Raw genomic sequence first — 19,828 nt, 5'->3', positions numbered from 1 at the left:
GAGGGTTTTTATGTTAATAAGAAAACATCTATCAATGCTAAGTGTTTTAATTGCCATTGTTGTGTCTTTCCCAATGGTATCAGGGGCATCCGCTTTTGTATATCAGATGACGCCGATGGCTTTGTCTTCGGCAAACGGCTCAAATAGCATTTTTCTACAAAAAAGCACGTCTAAAGAAACAGGAAAAATAGTTGGCAAGGTAACCAGTACCGACGGGCAACCTTTAACAGATATAACGATCAGCATCCAGACACTTACAGAGGAAACGGCTTACGGGTCAGCCTTTGAGGACATGGCTACCACAAACAAAAAGGGAAAGTTTAAGATTAAAAACCTTGCGCCCGGTAAATACATTGTCAGAGCTACACCTTTATCTGATGAGTTTTATTTACCCAATGATAAATTTAGTGTAAAGGTAAAATCAGGGAAGAAAAAGAGTGTTAAAATAAAACTTTCTTCCTCGTCCCACCCGGACTCTGAATATGTAGGGAGTACGGTATGCCTGGGCTGCCATCCTGACAATAAGGATTGGCAGGAAACGGCTCACGCAAAAACCATCCAGACGCCGGCATCTGATACAGTTGTTGCTCCATTCAGTGGAAATTTTATGACCACGGATGATGGCAAAGTTGCCTTCAGGGCATTTATCAGTGGAGGCGACTATAAAGTCACCCTCTATGATTTGACCAATGAGGCTATTTCCGTCACATATACCGTAGTCAGAACTCATGGAGGCGTTTCCTTTGCAGGAAAACAGAGGTATCACGTAAAAACAGGAGATAGTCATTATATATTGCCCATACAATATAATAATAGAAATGCAGACCAAAGTAATCCCGATGCAGCCTGGGTTTCTTACGAAGCAAGCACATGGTATAACAATGACGGCACGTTAATAACAACAGACGAAGATACTCCTCCGAATAAAGAAAAATCTTTTGAACAGAATTGCGAGGGCTGTCACGTAACGGGATTGGATATTACACAAAATGTCAACGGAGAATTTGTTTCTAATTCAAAGGAACTGGGCATATCGTGTGAAAGCTGTCACGGGCCTGGCGAATTACACGTATCTGAAGGAGGTGGAAAAGCCAGGCATATCGTTAACCCGAAATACCTGGCCTCAGATCGTGGCAATGAAGTTTGCGGGCAATGTCACGTTCGTGTAAAAAACAAGGACGGTGAAAATAGCGCCGACTTTGAGACAGAATATCCCTCTATTATCAATGGCGATGAGATTACACCATTTATACCAGGTAAGGTACTGGCGGACTATATAGAGGAAACAGACGCCGACGGCAATCCAACGGCTGGTTATTGGAATGATAATGACGCCGGTTCTTTAGGTGAGAATGCCTCAGAGAATAACCATTCCAAGAAACATCGTCAACAATATCAGGATTTCATTAAGAGTCATCATTACAACTATGCAGGACAGAAATGTTATCAGTGTCATGAACCTCACGTTACGGGCGAGGCAGGCACACCTCAATTACGCAAGAGAAGTGACAATAATAAGATCTGCATTACATGCCATGATGATTTTGCGGAGACCATTGAGAAAGATGGTGAAGTACAAAACAGACATGCAAAACATGAATTCAGTTCTTCCAGCCCTGGTGGAAGCCTTTGTACAGGTTGTCATATGCCAAAAACTGCAAAGAGCGCAGTAAATAATGACATATCTTCTCATGTCTTTGATATTATCAAACCATACGCCAGCAAAGCGATGGCTGATAATAATACGGCTAACGGTATTCAAAACAGTTCTGGTACCGTGATTACAAATTCCTGTGCCGGTTGTCATTCAACTGATACAGATTATGGAGTGGAACGTTGGTATGAGTGGGAGGAAAAAGACTAGTAAATCGTTTCGCTAAAAGGTGTACGAAAAAAAATGTCATTGCGGGGAGTGGCGTGACGAAGCAATCTCTTGTTCCCAAAAGACTTAAGATTGCTTCGCTGTCGCTCGCAATGACGGTATCAATGTAGATATTTTAATGAAACGCTATACTAGGTAATGTCTCATATTACCATACACACTGTACTATATAATAATAGTTTATGCCTATGTACAATCACTCCGGGAACAGGGGAAGCACATGAGTCATGATCATCATCACAGTGCAGAAACTGCCCATGAAAATTATGAATATATGGAGGCAGAACATGGCATAGAGGATAGTTATCTTTGCCACATGAAACATGAAGGCAGTAAAAGCGATGAGCCTGGAAAATGTCCTGTGTGTGGGATGGATTTGGCAAAAATGGAAGTAAACCACCATAACGATGGGCATAACCATCATTACGGCCATAAGCACGAACAGTAATATTTTGTGATAATAGTTTAATGTATGAAAGTCTTACTGTGCAGTGCAAAAATATGAGTCGGGAAACAGTGGAAACAAAATGATGGTAATCTCAGAAAGGAAACAAACAAATAATCAAGATATATTATGTTGAATAGGAATGTCATAAAACAAAACGTGATGTTTTTATCAATTACCATCCTTCTCTTTATACTTTTTGGGACAGTTCTATATGTTGGTAGCAGTCAGATATATGAAAGAGAGGCAAAATGGCAACACGGGAAAACCACTGCACAATTGGTTTCAGGCAAGAAAATAATCGAAGAATATTTTTCCTGGTCTGCACAGAATTTGCTATTTCTCAGAGATTTGCCAAATACTAAGGATTACGCAGATAGTGATTTTGAATCCAGCCATTATAAAAAAATTGAGGAGAAAATATTCCGCGACTTTGCAAGGGTATATAAAAAATATTCTCAAATCAAAATTATCGATGCTTCAGGACATGAGATTGTCAGGATCAATAAACATCAGGATGATACAACCATTATTGTTCCTGACTCTGATCTGCGAGACCACAGGCATCATCCCCATTTTCAAGAAACTATGAAGCTCGACAAGGATCAAATGTGTTCGTCACCAATAGGTGTAACTATTGATCAGGAAAAGGCGGATGGCCCGTGCATTTCGGTGATAAGTTTTGCGACCCCTCTGTTTAATTCTGAAAACGAGAAAAATGGGATTTTGATTTTAGACATATCTTTTTCAGAAGTGCTTGAAGTCCTCCCTAAAAATATGTTTATTCAAACTGAAGAAGGAAATATCATATCTTTAAAACAGGACGGATCTGTTAACTTTGCTACGTCGGATTATATTTTCCATGATAGTTCCGGGTGGTTATATCTTTCGGATGTAGAAACTATCCACTATGCAACGGTGGAGTTCCTTCCAGGTAAGAGATTCATAGTGGCTATGTTCCACAGCCATCCTTTACTAAAGGCAGGTTTACAACGATTGATATGGGTCTCCGTCCTGCTCCTGGCATTATTTATTTGTCTTATATTGGTTATTGGCTATATAAATTTCTCAAGATTCTGGGCGTTGATAGAGGCGCAGAAGGCTATTATATTTTCTCTGGTAAGACTTACCGAAATCAGAGACCAGGAAACAGGGGATCATTTAGAAAGGACAAGAAATTATACCATAATACTTGCAAGGCAGTTGCGAAAGAAAAAAAAGTACCGGAAAATACTCAAGAACGAATTTCTTGAAGACCTGTATGATGCAGCATCCTTACATGACATAGGAAAAGTGGGAATACGGGATGCCATCTTATTGAAAAAAACAATGCTATCGGACGAAGAATACAAAGAAATGGCGGAACACCCCCGTATAGGGAAACAGGTACTTCAGGATGCTATTGATACATTCAAACTGAAGCAATCGTTTCTTATTCTGGGCAGAAACATCTGTGCGTATCATCATGAAAAATATAATGGTAAAGGATACCCGGAAGGCTTAAAGGGGCTGCAAATTCCTCTGGAGGCAAGGATCTTTGCTGTGTGCGATGTCTATGATGCAATGAGATCAAAAAGGACTTATAAAGAACCCTTATCACACGAAGAGACAGTTAAACGTATAGAGTCTGATAGCGGCGAGCACTTCGATCCCGATATTGTGGATGCTTTTTTAGAAATCGAAAAGGAATTCAAGGGGATTAGCGTCTCTGAAAATATTAATATAAAAGTACCCAAAGGTTTTAAATAAAAAGTATTTACATACTGTAAGAACCAGGTATAAGCCCAGAGGAGCATTGGCGCCCTTTGTTCGGCCAGTGGAATAACATGGTTAGTTTCTGAGAATATAAGCTATGAACGAAATTACACATATGACTGAATGGCCAGGTAAAGCGTATCCGCTTGGCGCTACCTGGGATGGAGCGGGGGTTAACTTCTCGCTCTTCTCAGAGAATGCCACGGGTGTGGAATTGTGTCTATTCGATGGACAGGACGGAAATCATGAAGTAGCCCGTATCCGGATGGCTCATCACACCGATCAGGTCTGGCATACCTATCTACCCACAGTGCGCCCGGGTCAACTTTATGGATACCGTGTTTATGGTCCCTATGAACCTAAGTCAGGTCACAGGTTTAATCCGGCCAAACTTTTACTGGATCCATACGCCAAGGCGATCTCTGGAACCATCTGCTGGAGTGATGCGCTGTTTGGCTATACACCGGGGCACAAGGAAGCTGATCTTTCCAAAGACGATGGAGACAGTGCGCCTAATATCCCCAGGTGTGTTGTCGTTGATCCCGCATTTACATGGGGAGATGATGTGTCCCCTGGCACTCCATGGCATAAGACCCTGATTTATGAGCTGCATGTGAAAGGCTTTACGAAACAACATCCTGGTGTACCAAAAGAACTGCAAGGGACGTATGCCGGCCTGACATGCCATGCGGTAATAGATTACCTTCATTCACTGAAAATTACCGCAGTTGAATTAATGCCGGTACACCATTTCGTGGATGAAAAAGATCTCATCGGACGCGGTCTTTCTAATTACTGGGGTTACAATTCTATAGGATTTTTCGCTCCGGCGGCGCGTTATTCCGGTTCCGGTATAATGGGAGAGCAGGTTAATGAGTTTAAGACCATGGTTAAAACCTTCCACCGCGAAGGTATAGAGGTCATTCTCGATGTGGTATACAATCATACTGCTGAAGGAAATCATCTGGGGCCAACTCTTTCTTTTCGCGGAATAGACAACGCCAATTATTACCACCTTGCATCAGACAACAAGCGCTATTATGTGGATTACACAGGATGCGGAAATATGCCGAATATGATACACCCGCGTGTACTTCAACTTATTATGGACAGCTTACGGTATTGGGTGCTGGAAATGCACGTTGACGGGTTCCGTTTTGACATGGCGTCTGCCCTGGCACGCGAGCTTCATGAAGTAGACCGGCTTGGCGCCTTCTTCGATATAATCCATCAGGACCCGGTGTTGTCGCAAGTCAAACTTATTGCCGAACCATGGGACCTGGGGCCAGGAGGTTACCAGGTAGGAAATTTTCCCATCCTCTGGACGGAATGGAACGGAAAATATCGTGATACGGTGAGACAATTCTGGCATGGTGATAAAGGTGTAGCAGGGAATCTTGCCTATCGTCTGACAGGGAGCAGTGATCTTTACGAGCACGGAGGCCGAAGGCCATATGCCAGCATAAACTTTATAACGGCACACGATGGATTCTGTCTTCACGACCTCGTTAGTTATAATGAAAAGCATAATGAGGCTAACGGAGAGGGAAACAAGGATGGAACAGATTACAACCTGAGCTGGAATTGTGGAATAGAAGGACCAACCGACAACCAGGAAGTCGCAAAATTACGAGAGCGGCAAAAACGCAATTTTATTGCCACCCTTATACTATCACAGGGGGTACCCATGTTGCTGGCAGGAGATGAAATAGGCCGTACCCAAAAGGGTAACAATAATGCATATTGTCAGGACAATGAGATTTCATGGATAGACTGGGATCTGGATAAACCGCGGCAGGAACTCCTGGAATTCACCCGTCTCCTAACTCAACTACGCCATCAACATCCTGTCATGAGGCGGCGGCACTTTTTTCAGGGACGAAAGATTACCGGCTCAGAGGTAAAAGACCTTACATGGTTCCGGCCTGATGGGAAGGAAATGACCGATGAGGACTGGAATAATCCTAGTACCCACTCTTTAGCGCTCTGCCTGGCCGGTTATGCAATAGAAGAAGTTGATGAACGTGGAAAACAAATTGTAGATGACACACTGTTGATTTTAATGAACGTTCATCATGAATCTATCTCTTTCGTTTTGCCGGCGCATAATCCAAAAATACAGTGGAAGACACTTATAGACACGCGGGAAGCAACGGGAAAGAGAAGCATACAACTAATGAAGGGTGGAGAACTTTACAGCCTTGAAGCACGATCCCTTGTATTGCTTCAATTAGTTGAGGAAAGGAGGTCATCGCCTCTTGCCTGAAATGGTGAATATACATCACATCTTAGAGGCTAAAGAAATTTGTCATATCATTATTGAACCTTCTTCGCGACCTGTATATTACCGGGAATGTAATGATGTAAAATTTTGTCATCGTACAGGAGGGGGGGTACCCGTGAACTGCATGTTCAGGAAGCAACGGAATATATTACTCATCATTGGCCTAACCGATGAATACAAAATAGATGAAGTATCTTAAATTTAAAAAATAAAGAATAATAATAGGTATCATGAAGTTGCTTATTATTCCAGCCTCTGTTGTCTTGTGTAGCATAGGAAATTCAATAACAGATTTAAACAATTTTATTCTTTAGAGAGATAAGGAATTGAAAGAAATAGAAAAATCTCTGAACAAAAAAGCTGCTAAAATATGTTTTAAAAAGCAGTATTTACTTTAGGTTCGATACAATAAAAACAATAGCCTTGTTTCTTAAAACAACGTTTTGCATGGCTATTAAAAATTCACTGGATTGGCCTTTGTATTAACCTTCATCTAAACGATAACATATATCATACTTAAAAGGGATTTCCTGTAGAGTGTTTTAAAACATAACGAAAGAATTGAAATTCCTTATACATGTGAAGATCAAATTAATTGATGCATTTATCAAATATTTTGCAACAATTAATTTGTGCTTATTTCAAATCAGTAAATTTGTGTTTGTGTATATGTCTTCTGCCAGGAAGACCTTGTTGCATAGATATTAATGACGCTATATTCGGGAAGTTAATACCATACAGACAATAACCTGCCTCGTGTATTAAAATTTATTTAAAACTATTTTCCAATTATAAAATTATATTTGACACTGCATAAAACTTGTGATAGTTTTACAATGTGTAAAACAATTGTGTCGTTTATAAATTTCCCAAAGGAGATGTTTTATGTTAACAAAAAAACATCTATCAATGTTAAGCATTTTAGGTGCAATCGTTGTGTTTTTCCCCATGGTATCAAGGGCATCCACATTTGTACATCGGATGCCGATAGCCTTATAAATTTGAGATATTTAATATTAAAGATTGTGCAGATGAAGTAGATAATTATAAGTTAGTTAAGAGATACATGATGAAAACCATTCTTGTAGTAAAAGATGATAAAAACCAACTATTACTGTATAAACAGGAATTGGAAAGCGAGGGGTATAATGTTATCACCGCAAGGAACGGCGTAGAAGGCATAAAAGTGGTAAATGATTATTTGCCGGACATAATAGTCATGGACATTATTATGCCAAAAATGGATGGACTCGAAGCTATGGGGAAAATTTTAAGCAAACACAGGAAAATACCAATCATTATTAACACGGCGTTTAGTTGTTATAAGGTAAGTTTTTTGTCCTGGTCAGCCGATGCGTACATAAGAAAATCCTCTGATCTTCAAGAATTGAAAAATAAGATAAAAGAATTATTAGAAAACAAGTAAATTTAAATATTTATAAAAATAAATAATATAATGCCCCCTATCTTCCAGTAACAATAGTAATGAATATATTCTTCGCATTTTCAGGAAGGCCTTTTTACCATGGGTATTTACTTTTCCCGGATACCTGGGGGTATTATGGAATTTTTATAAAAAGATAAAGAAGAAATATAAACTGATGGATAATAATGGCAATCCCATCCCTCATACTATTTTTATAAGTCTTCTCTCTGATTGCAATCTTGCCTGTGATCATTGTTATGCCAGGATCTATAAGGAAAAAAAAATTTTGCCGGGAGAAATGTTAGAAAATATTCTTTTACAAGCTGAATCATTGGGTAGTTTCATTTTTATGCTTACGGGTGGCGAGCCTATGCTATATCCAAATCTCATGGAGATTTTAAGCGGCCATAAGAATAGTTTTTTTATCCTGATAACGAATGGGACTATGATTTCTGAAGCTGTTGCAAAAAAGTTGTCCGGATTACCGCATATAATTCCGGTAATTAGTTTGGAAGGAGATTTAAGAGAGACTGATAAACGACGGGGCGCTGGTGTCTATCATAATGTTATGAATGCCTTTGCAAATCTGAAAAACAATAAAATACTCTATGGTTTTTCTATCACGGTTACAGCAGAGAATGTTGAATTAATTCAAGTAGAAGAGGCATTTTTGGAAAAGTACCCTTTTGGCGCCAAGTTAGGATTATTTATAGAATATATACCGACTGGCAGATCGCATGATTACGGGCTATCCCTATCAACACAACAACGGACTTTATTTAGGCAATGGTTTTTAAATCTGAAAGAAAGAACGAATACCTACTTACTGCATCTTCCAAATGATGGCCGTCTCTTGGACTGTAGCAGGAAGGCGGGAAGTGAATTCATCCATATTAATCCGGAAGGTTATACAGCATCGTGTATATTGTTGCCGTCTGACAAATATAGTGTGTCAGAGTCGCCTCTCGAAGTGTGCATACAAAGATTATATAAAGACAACGAGGAAGACAAGCATCTGTGCGAAACAAGTGAAAGCCATCCCTGTGTGAATTACAGGAAAAGATTAAAAATGCAGTATAAGACATGAGATAATGCGAGAGGCTAAAACGAAATGACTGAATTACAGTGGCATACAATGCATGCCAATGAGGTAATAAAGAACCTTGATACTTCGGTTGACGCCGGACTTAGCCTTAACGAAACGGAAAACAGGCTAAAGAAATACGGATACAATCAACTGGAAGAAAAAAAAGGTGTATCTCCCTTCATCCTCTTTTTGGGGCAGTTTAATAACTTTATTGTCTGGGTATTGATTGCTGCCGCCATAGTCTCCGGAGTTTTGAGGGAATGGATCGATGCGTTAGCCATTATTGCTATCGTTATTATTAATGCGATTATTGGGTTCATACAGGAATACCGCGCGGAGAAATCACTTGAGGCCTTACAAAAAATGTCTGCACCCTTTTCAAGGGTAACACGGAACGGCGAAATACAATCCATCCCCTCCCGGGATATTGTGCCGGGAGATATTGTATTGTTGGAGGCAGGTGATTACGTCCCTGCTGATGGCAGACTATGCTCTTCCTTTAGTTTTATGACCCAAGAGGCTTCTCTTACAGGAGAGTCAACGCCGGTTGGTAAGTCCACTGAACCACTCCCCAATCCTTCTTTACCCATTGCCGATCAGAAAAATATGGTATTTATGGGGACCTCGGTAACGAGTGGTAAAGGGACGTGCGTTATTGTAACAACGGGAATGCACACAGAGTTGGGCAAGATTGCCGGTCTCATTCAGGAGGCAGGGAAGGAAGAGACCCCCCTTCAGCGAAAGCTCGAGGTGTTTGGGAAAAAATTGGTTTATTTGTGTTTGGGGATCGTAACAATCGTATTCCTTTTGGAGTTGTGTAGAAAGGATCCATTATTAGAGGCATTCCTCATATCTGTGAGCCTTGCCGTGGCTGCCATTCCGGAAGGTCTTCCAGCAATCGTGACTATTGCCTTAGCCTTAGGGGTGCAACGCATGGTGAAACGGCACGTACTGATCCGAAAGCTTCCATCAGTAGAAACTTTGGGATGTGCTACAGTTATTTGCTCAGACAAAACAGGCACTTTAACACAAAACGAGATGACCGTAAGAAAGATATTTGCCAATGGTAAAACCATTGACGTATCGGGGACGGGTTACATGCCGGATGGAAATTTTCTTGTCAACGGAGAATCTCTTCTGGGAATTGACCAGAAAGCACTCGAAAAGACACTGGAAATAGGTGTGTTATGTAACAATACCCACCTTAAAAAAGAAGACGCTACATGGAAGGTTATTGGCGACCCTACAGAGGGCGCCATCTTAAGTGCAGCAGGAAAGACAGGTATCTGGAAGGAAATGTTGGATAAACAATTCCCCCTCATTTCAGAAATTCCTTTTGATTCAGAACGAAAGAAGATGTCTACAATAAGAGGTACCTCCCCTGCTTTACAGGTATGTGAAAAAGGTGCGCCTGATGTAATCTTACAGGATTGTACAAAGATTTATCATGATGGAACGACAAGGGATTTGACAGAAAACGATATACAGGTCATTTTGGAGGAAAACAATAATTTGGCAGGGTCTGCCCTGCGCGTCCTCGGTGTGGCATACAAGCCTCTTGACCGGGAAATCACCAACCCTGTCCCTGACACAGTAGAAAGAGAGATGATCTTTGTGGGACTATTAGCCATGATTGACCCACCCAGACCAGAGGTCAAAGAAGCCGTTGCCGTTTGTCATACAGCCGGTATAAAGACGGTCATGATTACGGGTGATCACAAGAATACAGCCCGGGCTATTGGGGAAGAGCTGGGATTTCTTAGCAGCAATTCCTCAAAGGCTATTGATGGAATAGAGTTAGATGCGCTTTCCGATGACGATTTAGCAAAAGAAGTGTCAAAGATAGCCGTATATGCACGTGTAACTGCTGAACACAAACTCAGGATTGTAAAGGCATGGAAGAAACAGGGAGACGTTGTGGCCATGACCGGTGACGGCGTAAATGACGCCCCTGCTGTAAAAGAAGCAAACATCGGCGTAGCCATGGGTATTACAGGAACCGATGTCACAAAAGAGGCGTCCGATATGGTTATAACGGATGACAATTTTGCTTCCATAGAGGCAGCCATTGAAGAGGGACGAGGTATTTATGACAACATTAAGAAGTCCATCCACTATCTGCTCTCGTGTAATACCGGTGAGATTTTGACAATGCTCCTCGCATCGATATTCAATCTTCCTATCCCCCTATTCCCTATCCAGATATTATGGATAAATATTGCCACCGATGGTCTGCCGGCATTGGCCTTGGGTGTCGATACGGTAGATCCTGACATTATGAAAAGACTGGCAAGAAGGTCAACAGAACAAATCATAGACAAGCGTCTAGGTATCCTGATTCTATTTCAGGGTTTTCTCATTGCCATGAGTACCCTTCTGGCATATACGTATGTCCTGTACTATGGAACCCGTGCAATACCTGACTATCTTTACCACTGGTTTTGTAATGAAGCGGCTCCTCACCTGTTGCGTGGGGATATCGAGCTGGCCAGAACAATTGCCTTCTGTGTGATGGTCGTCTCACAATTATTTCACTCTTTTAACTGCAGGAATGCAAGACGTTCCTTATTTGAAATTGGTGTTTTTACCAATAATAAACTCCTGCTGGCAGCGGGGATTTCGTTGGCCATACAGGTGGCTATCGTCTATACCCCTTTCTTCGAAGATATTTTCAGAGTAAGACCGCTGGAGTTAATTGATTGGATTACCGTCTTTGGTTTTTCTTCTCTTACCTTCATTATCATGGAGGTAGTTAAATATGGTAAAAGGGAAAAGAATTAGTAATCTTTTAATGAAAAGTGGTGATACCATGGTTTGTAAGAAATTTATAAAAACAGTTGCGCCGGTAATTATGTATCTACTTCTGTGGGGAGGTAATCTGATGTATGCTGGCGAGGTAGCGCACAAACACAGTGAAAACGACCCGCTGGCTGAGCATTCAACCACAGAGCCACCCATGTGCCCTTTTTGTGAGAAAGTGTATGTAAGTCCGGAGAAAGAAAAGGCACTTGCCGCAAAAAGTATGGTTTGCCCTGACTGCAAAAGTGAAGTATCAGCACTCGAAGTCCATCATTGTGACAAGTGTGGAAAAGACGTTCTTGTATGCACAGCGTGTCAAAAGGCATCCGCTGGTTTAAAAGCCGAAACAATGATAGGCAAGTGCCCCAAGTGCAAAAAGGTACTCTCAAGATATGTGAAGGGAAAGGCATTGGCAACCTGGAAAATGAAATGCCGGGATTGCAGGATGAAGTCGCAGGAATGGCTTATTCAGCATTGCAAGACATGCGATATAGACTTTCTGGCCTGTCCAATTTGTGAAAAAAAACAAGAGCGGTTTCAAAAATAGGTTTTTACTCTAAAAGTTTAAGGCAAAATCATTACTTCATTACGCTATATTTTGAAAGGTGCGATAATTATGTTGTTTAAACAAAAATTTCTTTCCTTGAGATATTTTATAATAATAGTCACTGTCATACTTAGTGTTCTTTCTGGTATACAAATATCCAATTATGTAGAGACATATTGCAATGCGTCTCTACAGGATGGGATAAATTTTATTTCTTCCGCAAATGCTGAAGAAACAAAAGAAAAGAAGATAATCTACTGGACATGCGGGATGCATCCTTCCGTCAGGATGGATAAACCAGGAAAATGCCCTATTTGCGCCATGGATTTAGTTCCTGTATACGAAAAAGGTGCAGGTATGGAGGAAGAAGGTGCATTAGCCTCCGTAGAATTAAGTGAACGCGCCCGTAAACTGGCACAGGTTAAAACTGACGTTATCGGATTCCGGTCGTTAACTAAAGATGTTTATACGGTTGGATTGATTGAATACGATGAACGGCTTAAAGCGGTTGTTTCCGCATGGATTCCTGGCAGGATAGACAAACTGTTTATTGATTTCACCGGTACAGAGGTAGTGAAAGGCGAGTCATTGGTATGGATGTATAGTCCTGATCTGGTATCTACACAGAAAGAGTATCTGTTGGCGCTGGAAACCTTTGAAAAAGTAGAGAATAGCCCTTTTAAGGAAGTGGTGGACGGCACAATATCTCTCATAGATGCAACCAAAAAAAGGTTGTTATGGTGGGGTATTAGTGAAAGACAGATTGAAGAACTTGCAAGAAACAGAAAAATAAAACAACATACGATCATCTATGCCCCGATAAGCGGTATTGTCATAGAGAAGAAGATGCTGGAAGGGCAATATGTTATGACGGGCGAGATGATATACACCCTTGCCGATCTTTCCAAGGTTTGGATGATGGCCAACATTTATGAGTATGAAATGGCGTGGATAAAGGTTGGACAGGAGGTGGAAGTCACAACTCCTGCATATCCCGGAGAGGCATTTATCGGAACGGTATCGTTTATAGAACCGTTTCTTGACGATAAGACGCGTTCTGTGAAAATACGGTGTGATATTCCTAACCGTCAGCTCAGACTCAAACCTGCCATGTATGTCAATGCCCGCATACGTATACCTGTTGAAGAACTGGAGGAACGAGACAGAACCTATGTGAGCGGACTGGATTATGTATGTCCCAATCATCCTGAAATTAAATCAAGCAGACCCGGTATATGCCCCGAGGATAATGTCCCATTTATAAAAAAAACCTCGGCGCGGCTTGAAATGACTGCCGAAGGCAAAACAGAGGGAATTGGGGAAACTGAATATGAGTATGTATGCCCGATGAATTGTTATGTGTCTGACAAACCGGGTGATTGCCCGGTATGTGGTATGCATCTCGAAAAAAAGGAAATGCCTGTTGATGAAACGGTGACGTGCATTTGTCCGCAGGAATGGGACCCTGATACTTCCCCAAAGTCTTGTCCTATGTGTGGTATGATGCTTCAGAAGAGTATAACGGTAACTTCGCCCACTGGTGAAAAGATACAAAAGTATGTCTATATGTGCCCTATGGCATGCATGACCTCGGATAAGCCTGGTGAATGTCCCGACTGTAAAAGGCAAATGGGCAGATGGGAAGTTAGGGAAGGTGTGGGAATGAAGGTGAAAAAAACAGAACACAGAAAACGTACCATTTACACCTGCCCCATGCATCCTGAAGTAACATCGGATAAACCTGATAATTGCACCAGGTGCGGAATGCGTCTTGAAAAAATCACACAAATGCTTGCCATTCCTGCCACGGCAGTTTTGGATACGGGTGTACGAAAGATTGTCTATATTGATAAAGGCAACGGTCAATACGTTGGGAAGGAAGTGATTCTTGGGCCAAAAGCGGGCGATTATTATCCTGTGATGGAGGGGCTTGAAGAAGGTGACAGGGTTGTCACATCAGCAAATTTCCTCATCGATTCCCAGAGCCAGCTTACAGGCGGAGCAAGTGCATTGTATGGCGGAGCGATGGAGTTTAAGGAAGAAAAATAGGCAAAAAAATACTTTGAAACCACAGATTTCCTAGCGCGGCCTTTGGCCGCAACCAAAAAGGTGATTTTTAGTTTATTATAAAGTATAGTAGTATCCTCGTAAATAGTAATCAGACAATTTGGAGGACACTACTTATGAATAAGTTGATGGAATTATATCGAGACAGGATCGTGGGTGCAATAAGCGGTCTGGACAGGATTCGTTTTCGCGGGACATTGCGGTGGTTGGCCAGTGAGCGTGGGATGGGAACATTCATGAACCAAGCGAGAATTCTGCTTAAGGATTTTTCCGGTTGGGTCAATGGGCTTACGGCACAGGTGCGAGACAGTTGTGAATCGCGGGCGAAAGATTTGGGTATCGAGGTGCGGTATTTGATGAGCAGCGGTGTTGATAAGGAGAAGTTGGCTCGCCAGATCGCGGCGGATAAGAGGATTACGGAAGGTTCCATCTGCCTGTTGAGTGTGGTAGAGCCTTGTATTGCGCCGATGGTCAAGGGCAACAAGGCCAGCAAGAAGCTCGAGTTGGTAATGGCGCCCCGCAAGTGTGTCTTTGTGTATCATTATTTTAATGATCCAGTGTTTGGTTTTGGTCATGTTCGTATCCAGAGTTGGGCGCCGTTTAATATTTTCATTTGTCTCAATGGTCGTCATTGGCTGGAGCGGCAACTTCAGAAGCAAGGTATTGATTATGTTAAGGACGGCAACTGTTTTGTGCGTATAGAGGATATTGCGGCTGCGCAGGTTCTGCTCCATGAGCAGCTTAAGACTGACTGGGCGAAGCTGCTGAACGGGCTTGCGTTAGGCAGTTGCCCGGCATTGTCGCAGATTCTTCGTCCGTTGGAACCGGAGTATTACTGGTCTGCGGATGAGACGGAGTGGGCGACGGACATCATGTTTAAATCGGTTGAGGCATTGGAGGAGTTGTTTCCATCGTTTGTTCATCATGCGATGCGGGTTTGCGACAGTTCTTCGGTGATGAAGTATTTGGGTAGGCGTAACCTTGCAGGCGCTGCCCCTGATGAGGTTATCAGCGACTATCGAAGACGCTATGAAGGTATACGGGTCAAGCACAGTGTGAATTATAATTCAGTGAAGATGTATAACAAGAGCGGTAGTCTCTTGCGTATTGAGACAACGATCAATAATACGCGGGACTTTAAGGTCTTTCGGAGTCCCAATGATGATGAAGGCAAACCGGCGTCATGGCAGAAGATGCGTAAGGGCGTAAGCGATCTTCATCGACGGTGTGAGGTGAGCCAACAATGCAATGATCGTTATGGGGATGCTTTGGCGGCGGCTCAGGTAGAGGAGAAACTGAAAGAAGTGGTGAGCAGCGCTTGTAACAAGGTTGTCAAAGAGGGCAAGAGGTATCGAGGTTTGAATCCCTGGCAGCAGGATGATTACCAGATGCTGATGTTCCTGTCCAAAGGCGAAAACGCGATAAATGGATTCCGCAACCATGATTTGCGTAAGTGGCTTTACCGGGAATCCGAACAATCCGGCAAGGATCAGCAAAAGAAATATTCCGGACGAACGACCCGACGGATAAAGATGCTGCGGGCACACGGTCTAATCCGCAAAGTTCCGAGGGCCAACCGCTATGTTTTGACGGAGAAAGGCCAGAAGTTCTCTTGTTCACTGATGACCGCTTCAGCCCTTGATATTAAAGCACTTACGGAAATGGCGGCATGAAAAACACGCATAAAAAACAAGAAATTGATGGATAGTAGTACAGATCACACAGATAAAACCTGTTCAAGATTAAGAATTGGTAAAATAAAAGGGTGTTGGTAAATATATGGATAGAGATGTAAGAACACATGAAATTATTGGAGCGGCAATGGAGGTTCACAGAATCATAGGACCAGGACGCCTGGAGGCCGTTTATCAGGAATGTTTGGAAATTGAGTTCAAATTAAGAAATGCCCCATTTATTTCTCAACTTCGATTGGAAATATTTTATAAAGAACAAAAGTTGAAAAAATATTATGTTACGGATTTCATTGTTTACAATGAAATTATAGTTGAAAATAAAAGCAGAAAAATCTTTGTCAAAGGTCGATGAAGCACAGTTAATAAATAGCCTTATTACTAGTCGCCATAGCACAGGATTGCTTATAAACTTTGGCGAAGAATCCCTTCATTATAGAAGGTTCAAAAATTGAATTTTATCAAAATGGATGACAGAGGTTTGAATACAAAATAAAATAATCTGAGCAATCAGGTTACTTGTTCTTTTTTTTAATCCGTGCAACCTGTGGTTTCTTATTCCTATGATCAATAAACTTATCGAACTATGTCTTAACAACCGTTTCCTCGTCATATGCTTTTACCTGCTGGTGATATTCGGCGGTCTCTTCGGGGTGAGGCATATCAACATGGACGTTATTCCTGATATCGGGGAAAACCAGTGTATTGTCTTCACCGACTGGCCTGGCCGTAGCCCGCAGGACGTGGAGGATCAGGTTACTTATCCTCTGACCGTTAATCTCCTGGGCGTTCCTGGTGTAAAGGTCATACGCTCACAGTCTGCGTTTGGTTTCTCCATGGTCTATATTATCTTCAAGGAAAATATCGATTTTTACTGGGCACGTTCCAGGGTGCTTGAAAGATTAAACTTTGTACAGGCATTGCTTCCAAAAGATGTTCTCCCAAGACTAGGTCCGGATGCTACCGGACTTGGACAGATTTTTTGGTATACCGTTGAGGGGAAAGGATATGATCTCGGACAATTGCGGTCTATCCAGGATTGGTTTGTCAGATACCAGCTCAATGCCGTTGAAGGCGTCTCGGAGGTTGCTGGTGTGGGCGGTTTTGTCAAACAATATCAGGTGGATGTGGACCCCAATAAATTAATGGCGCACAACCTGACTGTTGGAGATGTGTTTGAGGCTGTTCGAAAAAGCAATATCGATGTGGGTGCCAAGGTGGTGGAAAACAATAATATGGAATTTATTATACGCGGCCTTGGGTTTATTAAAAACGTTACCGATATCGAGAATATTACCGTTGGCAGCAATAACGGCGTGCCTGTCTTTGTAAAAAACGTAGCAACGGTTCAGATTGGAGGCGACTTCAGGCGGGGGGCGCTGGACAAGGAAGGCGCAGAGGTTGCAGGCGGGGTTGTTATTATGCGCCAGGGGGAAAATCCGTTAAAGGTTATAAAGCGAATAAAGGAAAAGATAAAGGAAATCGAACCCGGTTTGCCGCCAGGGGTAAAAATAGTACCTTTCTACGACAGAGAAGGGCTTATATATCGCGTCATTGCCACCCTGAAAGAGGCGCTTATAGAAGAAATAATTATTACCTCTGTCGTTGTAGCCCTCTTTTTATTGCACATTCGAAGTATTATTGTCTGCTGTCTTGGATTCCCTATAGCTATAATCATTTCCTTCCTGGGCATGTATTTTATGGGGATTGATTCAAACATTATGACCATTACCGGTATTGCTATTGCCATTGGCGAGGTGAGTGATATGGCAATTATTGTCACCGAAAATATATACAGGAATCTTATAGAATATGAAGGCAAAAAGAGCAGGTTTCAAATAATACTTGACTCTTCCAAAGAAGTGGGGGCACCAATCCTCTTTGCCGGCCTTACTACTATTTTTATGTTTATGCCTGTGTTTGGGCTTACCGGGCAGGAGGGAAAACTTTTTAAACCCCTCGCATGGACGAAGACGTTTGCAATAGGAGCGTCTGTTGTGTTCGCACTTACTCTGGCGCCGACACTTTGCTTTTTTATGTTAAAAGGCAAACTGAGGCCAATGGAGAGAAATTATACCTCAAGGCTGCTCCTGAGCGGGTATACGCCGATACTTCGTTGGGTATTGGAGCATAAGAGACTATTTCTTACGATTCCCATCGTTGTGATTATTTTATCTGTTTTTGTTGCGAAAAGGATCGGAAGGGAATTTATGCCACCATTGGACGAAGGGTCCATCCTTTTTATGCCGGTTATGCTGCCGAGCGTTGCGCTTACCGATGCGTTCAAGGTGATGCAGAAACAGGATGTTATCATCAAGTCATTTCCGGAGGTGGATATAGTCGTGGGAAAGCTGGGCAGGGCGGAAACCCCTACCGATCCGGCGCCTGCCGAGATGTTTGAGACGATTGTCACCTTAAAACCTGAAGAGGAATGGCGAAAGAAAAAGATAGAGTATGGTTTTCTGCAATATGTGCCTTCCTTCCTGCACCCGGTCTTTCACTTGTTTCTGCCCGATGAGCGGAGGATTACGAAACAGGAGCTTATACAGGAAATGGATGAAGCCATGAGGATACCAGGCGTGGCAAACATATGGACACAACCCATAGTAAACCGCGTTGACATGCTTGCAACCGGTATCCGCACCTCGATTGGCGTTAAGATATTTGGGACAGACCTGAACGTGCTGCAGCAACTGGCACTGGATGTTGAAAAGGCTTTAAGGGATGTTCCGGGGGCGGTTGATCTTTATGCGGAGAGGATTACCGGAAAGCCATATCTTGAATTCATAATAAAGCGGGAGGAGATTGCACGTTATGGCATAAATATTAAGGATGTGCAGGATATTATTGAGACCGCTATAGGGGGAGAAAATATTACAACGACAGTGGAAGGCAGGGAACGCTATCCTGTACGGGTCAGATACGTCCGGGAACTCCGCGATAATTTTGATGCACTGAAAAGGATTTATGTTTCAAGCTCCACAGGCAAACTTATCCCCCTTACACAGGTTGCAGATATCCGTTACGTCATGGGACCTGCCATGATCAGCAGTGAAAACGCCCTTTTAAGGGCGTATGTCCTTATGAACGTACGGGACAGAGACCCCATGAGCTTTGTCGAAGAAGCCTCTAAGGTGGTATCTGAGAAAGTCATGTTGCCGCAGGGTTATTTTATTCAATGGAGCGGACAGTTTGAGAATCAGGTACGGGCAAGAAAGAGATTGCAGATACTTGTCCCGTTGTCTCAGTTTGTTGGCTTTATTATCCTCTTCGTGGCATTCAGATCATTTTCGCAAGTGCTGATTATTTTATTAACCAGTGTACCGACTGCCATTGCAGGCGGCATTCTGCTGCAGTATTTATTCGGATATAATTTTAGCGTGGCCGTTTGGGTAGGTTTTATATCTCTGTTTGGCATCGTCCAGGACGATGGTGTACTTATCACTACATATATAAATGATCTGTTTAAGGATAAAAAAATAAAAAGTATTCAGGAGATAAGGGATACCATTGTTTTGGCAGGGACGAGAAGGATACGCCCGGCCGTAATGACCTCTGCGACAACATTTATTGGCCTGATGCCCATTATATGGTCAACCGGTGCAGGCGCTGAAATTGCAAAACCAATGGCGATCCCTTCCATTGGGGGCATGACAATGGCGATGATTGTGTTTTTTCTGGTGCCATGCCTGAATGCATGGATAAAAGAACGTAAGTTTAAAAAGGAATTGAATAAAGACCCCGGTATTGCAGAAACAGGTATGATTATATAATTTATTAAAGAAGACAACTATCATTTTTTGTTTATGAGAATCCATGTGAAGATTATCGAACTACCAGGTATA

Annotated in this window: 13 protein-coding genes; all 13 read left to right on the top strand. The window is 42.3% G+C overall.

The features are described 5' to 3' along the window. Positions 1-10: 10 nt before the first annotated feature. The 13 genes from KSMBR1_RS01625 to KSMBR1_RS01565 all read left to right on the top strand — a co-directional run bounded on the left by KSMBR1_RS01625 (position 11) and on the right by KSMBR1_RS01565 (position 19,756). Entirely contained in the window at positions 11-1,864 is a 1,854-nt protein-coding gene (locus KSMBR1_RS01625) for a multiheme c-type cytochrome (RefSeq protein WP_099323757.1), read from the top strand. 238 nt (positions 1,865-2,102) lie between these two features. After that, the gene (locus KSMBR1_RS01620; protein WP_099323756.1) at positions 2,103-2,330 is read left to right on the top strand and encodes a heavy metal-binding domain-containing protein; all 228 of its coding nucleotides are present in this window, start codon (positions 2,103-2,105) and stop codon (positions 2,328-2,330) included. A gap of 126 nt (positions 2,331-2,456) precedes the next feature. After that, positions 2,457-4,076 (top strand): HD domain-containing phosphohydrolase, encoded by a 1,620-nt coding sequence (locus KSMBR1_RS01615; protein ID WP_099323755.1) that lies wholly within the window; start codon positions 2,457-2,459, stop codon positions 4,074-4,076. Positions 4,077-4,197: 121 nt separating this feature from the next. Further along, positions 4,198-6,348, top strand: coding sequence for a glycogen debranching protein GlgX (glgX, locus tag KSMBR1_RS01610; protein WP_099326940.1), 2,151 nt, complete (start codon positions 4,198-4,200; stop codon positions 6,346-6,348). A gap of 1,084 nt (positions 6,349-7,432) precedes the next feature. Then, complete coding sequence (locus KSMBR1_RS01600) at positions 7,433-7,792, top strand: response regulator (protein ID WP_230408031.1); 360 nt, start codon at positions 7,433-7,435, stop codon at positions 7,790-7,792. A 175-nt stretch (positions 7,793-7,967) separates the two neighbouring features. Beyond that, on the top strand, positions 7,968-8,879 hold the full coding sequence (locus tag KSMBR1_RS01595) for a radical SAM protein (RefSeq protein WP_099323752.1): 912 nt from the start codon (positions 7,968-7,970) through the stop codon (positions 8,877-8,879). Between the two features lie 24 nt (positions 8,880-8,903). Then, positions 8,904-11,660, top strand: a complete 2,757-nt coding sequence (locus KSMBR1_RS01590; RefSeq protein WP_099323751.1) for a cation-translocating P-type ATPase — start codon at positions 8,904-8,906, stop codon at positions 11,658-11,660. Continuing rightward, positions 11,638-12,225, top strand: a complete 588-nt coding sequence (locus KSMBR1_RS01585; protein WP_099323750.1) for a hypothetical protein — start codon at positions 11,638-11,640, stop codon at positions 12,223-12,225. The genes KSMBR1_RS01590 and KSMBR1_RS01585 overlap by 23 nt, the downstream gene beginning before the upstream one ends. Positions 12,226-12,294: 69 nt before the next feature. Beyond that, positions 12,295-14,274, top strand: coding sequence for a heavy metal-binding domain-containing protein (locus KSMBR1_RS01580; protein ID WP_099323749.1), 1,980 nt, complete (start codon positions 12,295-12,297; stop codon positions 14,272-14,274). Positions 14,275-14,408: 134 nt separating this feature from the next. Beyond that, positions 14,409-15,965 carry a hypothetical protein gene (locus tag KSMBR1_RS01575; protein ID WP_099323647.1) on the top strand — a complete coding sequence of 519 codons (1,557 nt, stop codon included), beginning with the start codon at positions 14,409-14,411 and terminating at the stop codon, positions 15,963-15,965. Between the two features lie 106 nt (positions 15,966-16,071). Continuing rightward, a complete protein-coding gene (locus KSMBR1_RS01570; RefSeq protein WP_230408030.1) occupies positions 16,072-16,338 on the top strand; it encodes a GxxExxY protein in 267 nt (88 codons plus the stop codon). Beyond that, positions 16,298-16,438, top strand: a complete 141-nt coding sequence (locus KSMBR1_RS23005) for a GxxExxY protein (protein WP_419470315.1) — start codon at positions 16,298-16,300, stop codon at positions 16,436-16,438. Before KSMBR1_RS01570 ends, KSMBR1_RS23005 begins: the two co-directional genes overlap by 41 nt. A 108-nt stretch (positions 16,439-16,546) precedes the next feature. Then, positions 16,547-19,756: an efflux RND transporter permease subunit gene (locus KSMBR1_RS01565; protein ID WP_099323748.1), complete on the top strand. Its 3,210-nt coding sequence runs from the start codon at positions 16,547-16,549 to the stop codon at positions 19,754-19,756. Positions 19,757-19,828: the final 72 nt, after the last annotated feature.

Origin of the sequence: Candidatus Kuenenia stuttgartiensis (genome assembly GCF_900232105.1) — a bacterium.
Taxonomy (GTDB): Bacteria; Planctomycetota; Brocadiia; order Brocadiales; family Brocadiaceae; genus Kuenenia; species Kuenenia stuttgartiensis_A.
The sequence above is the reverse complement of the archived record's forward strand: the minus strand, read 5'-3'. Positions and strand labels throughout refer to the sequence as shown.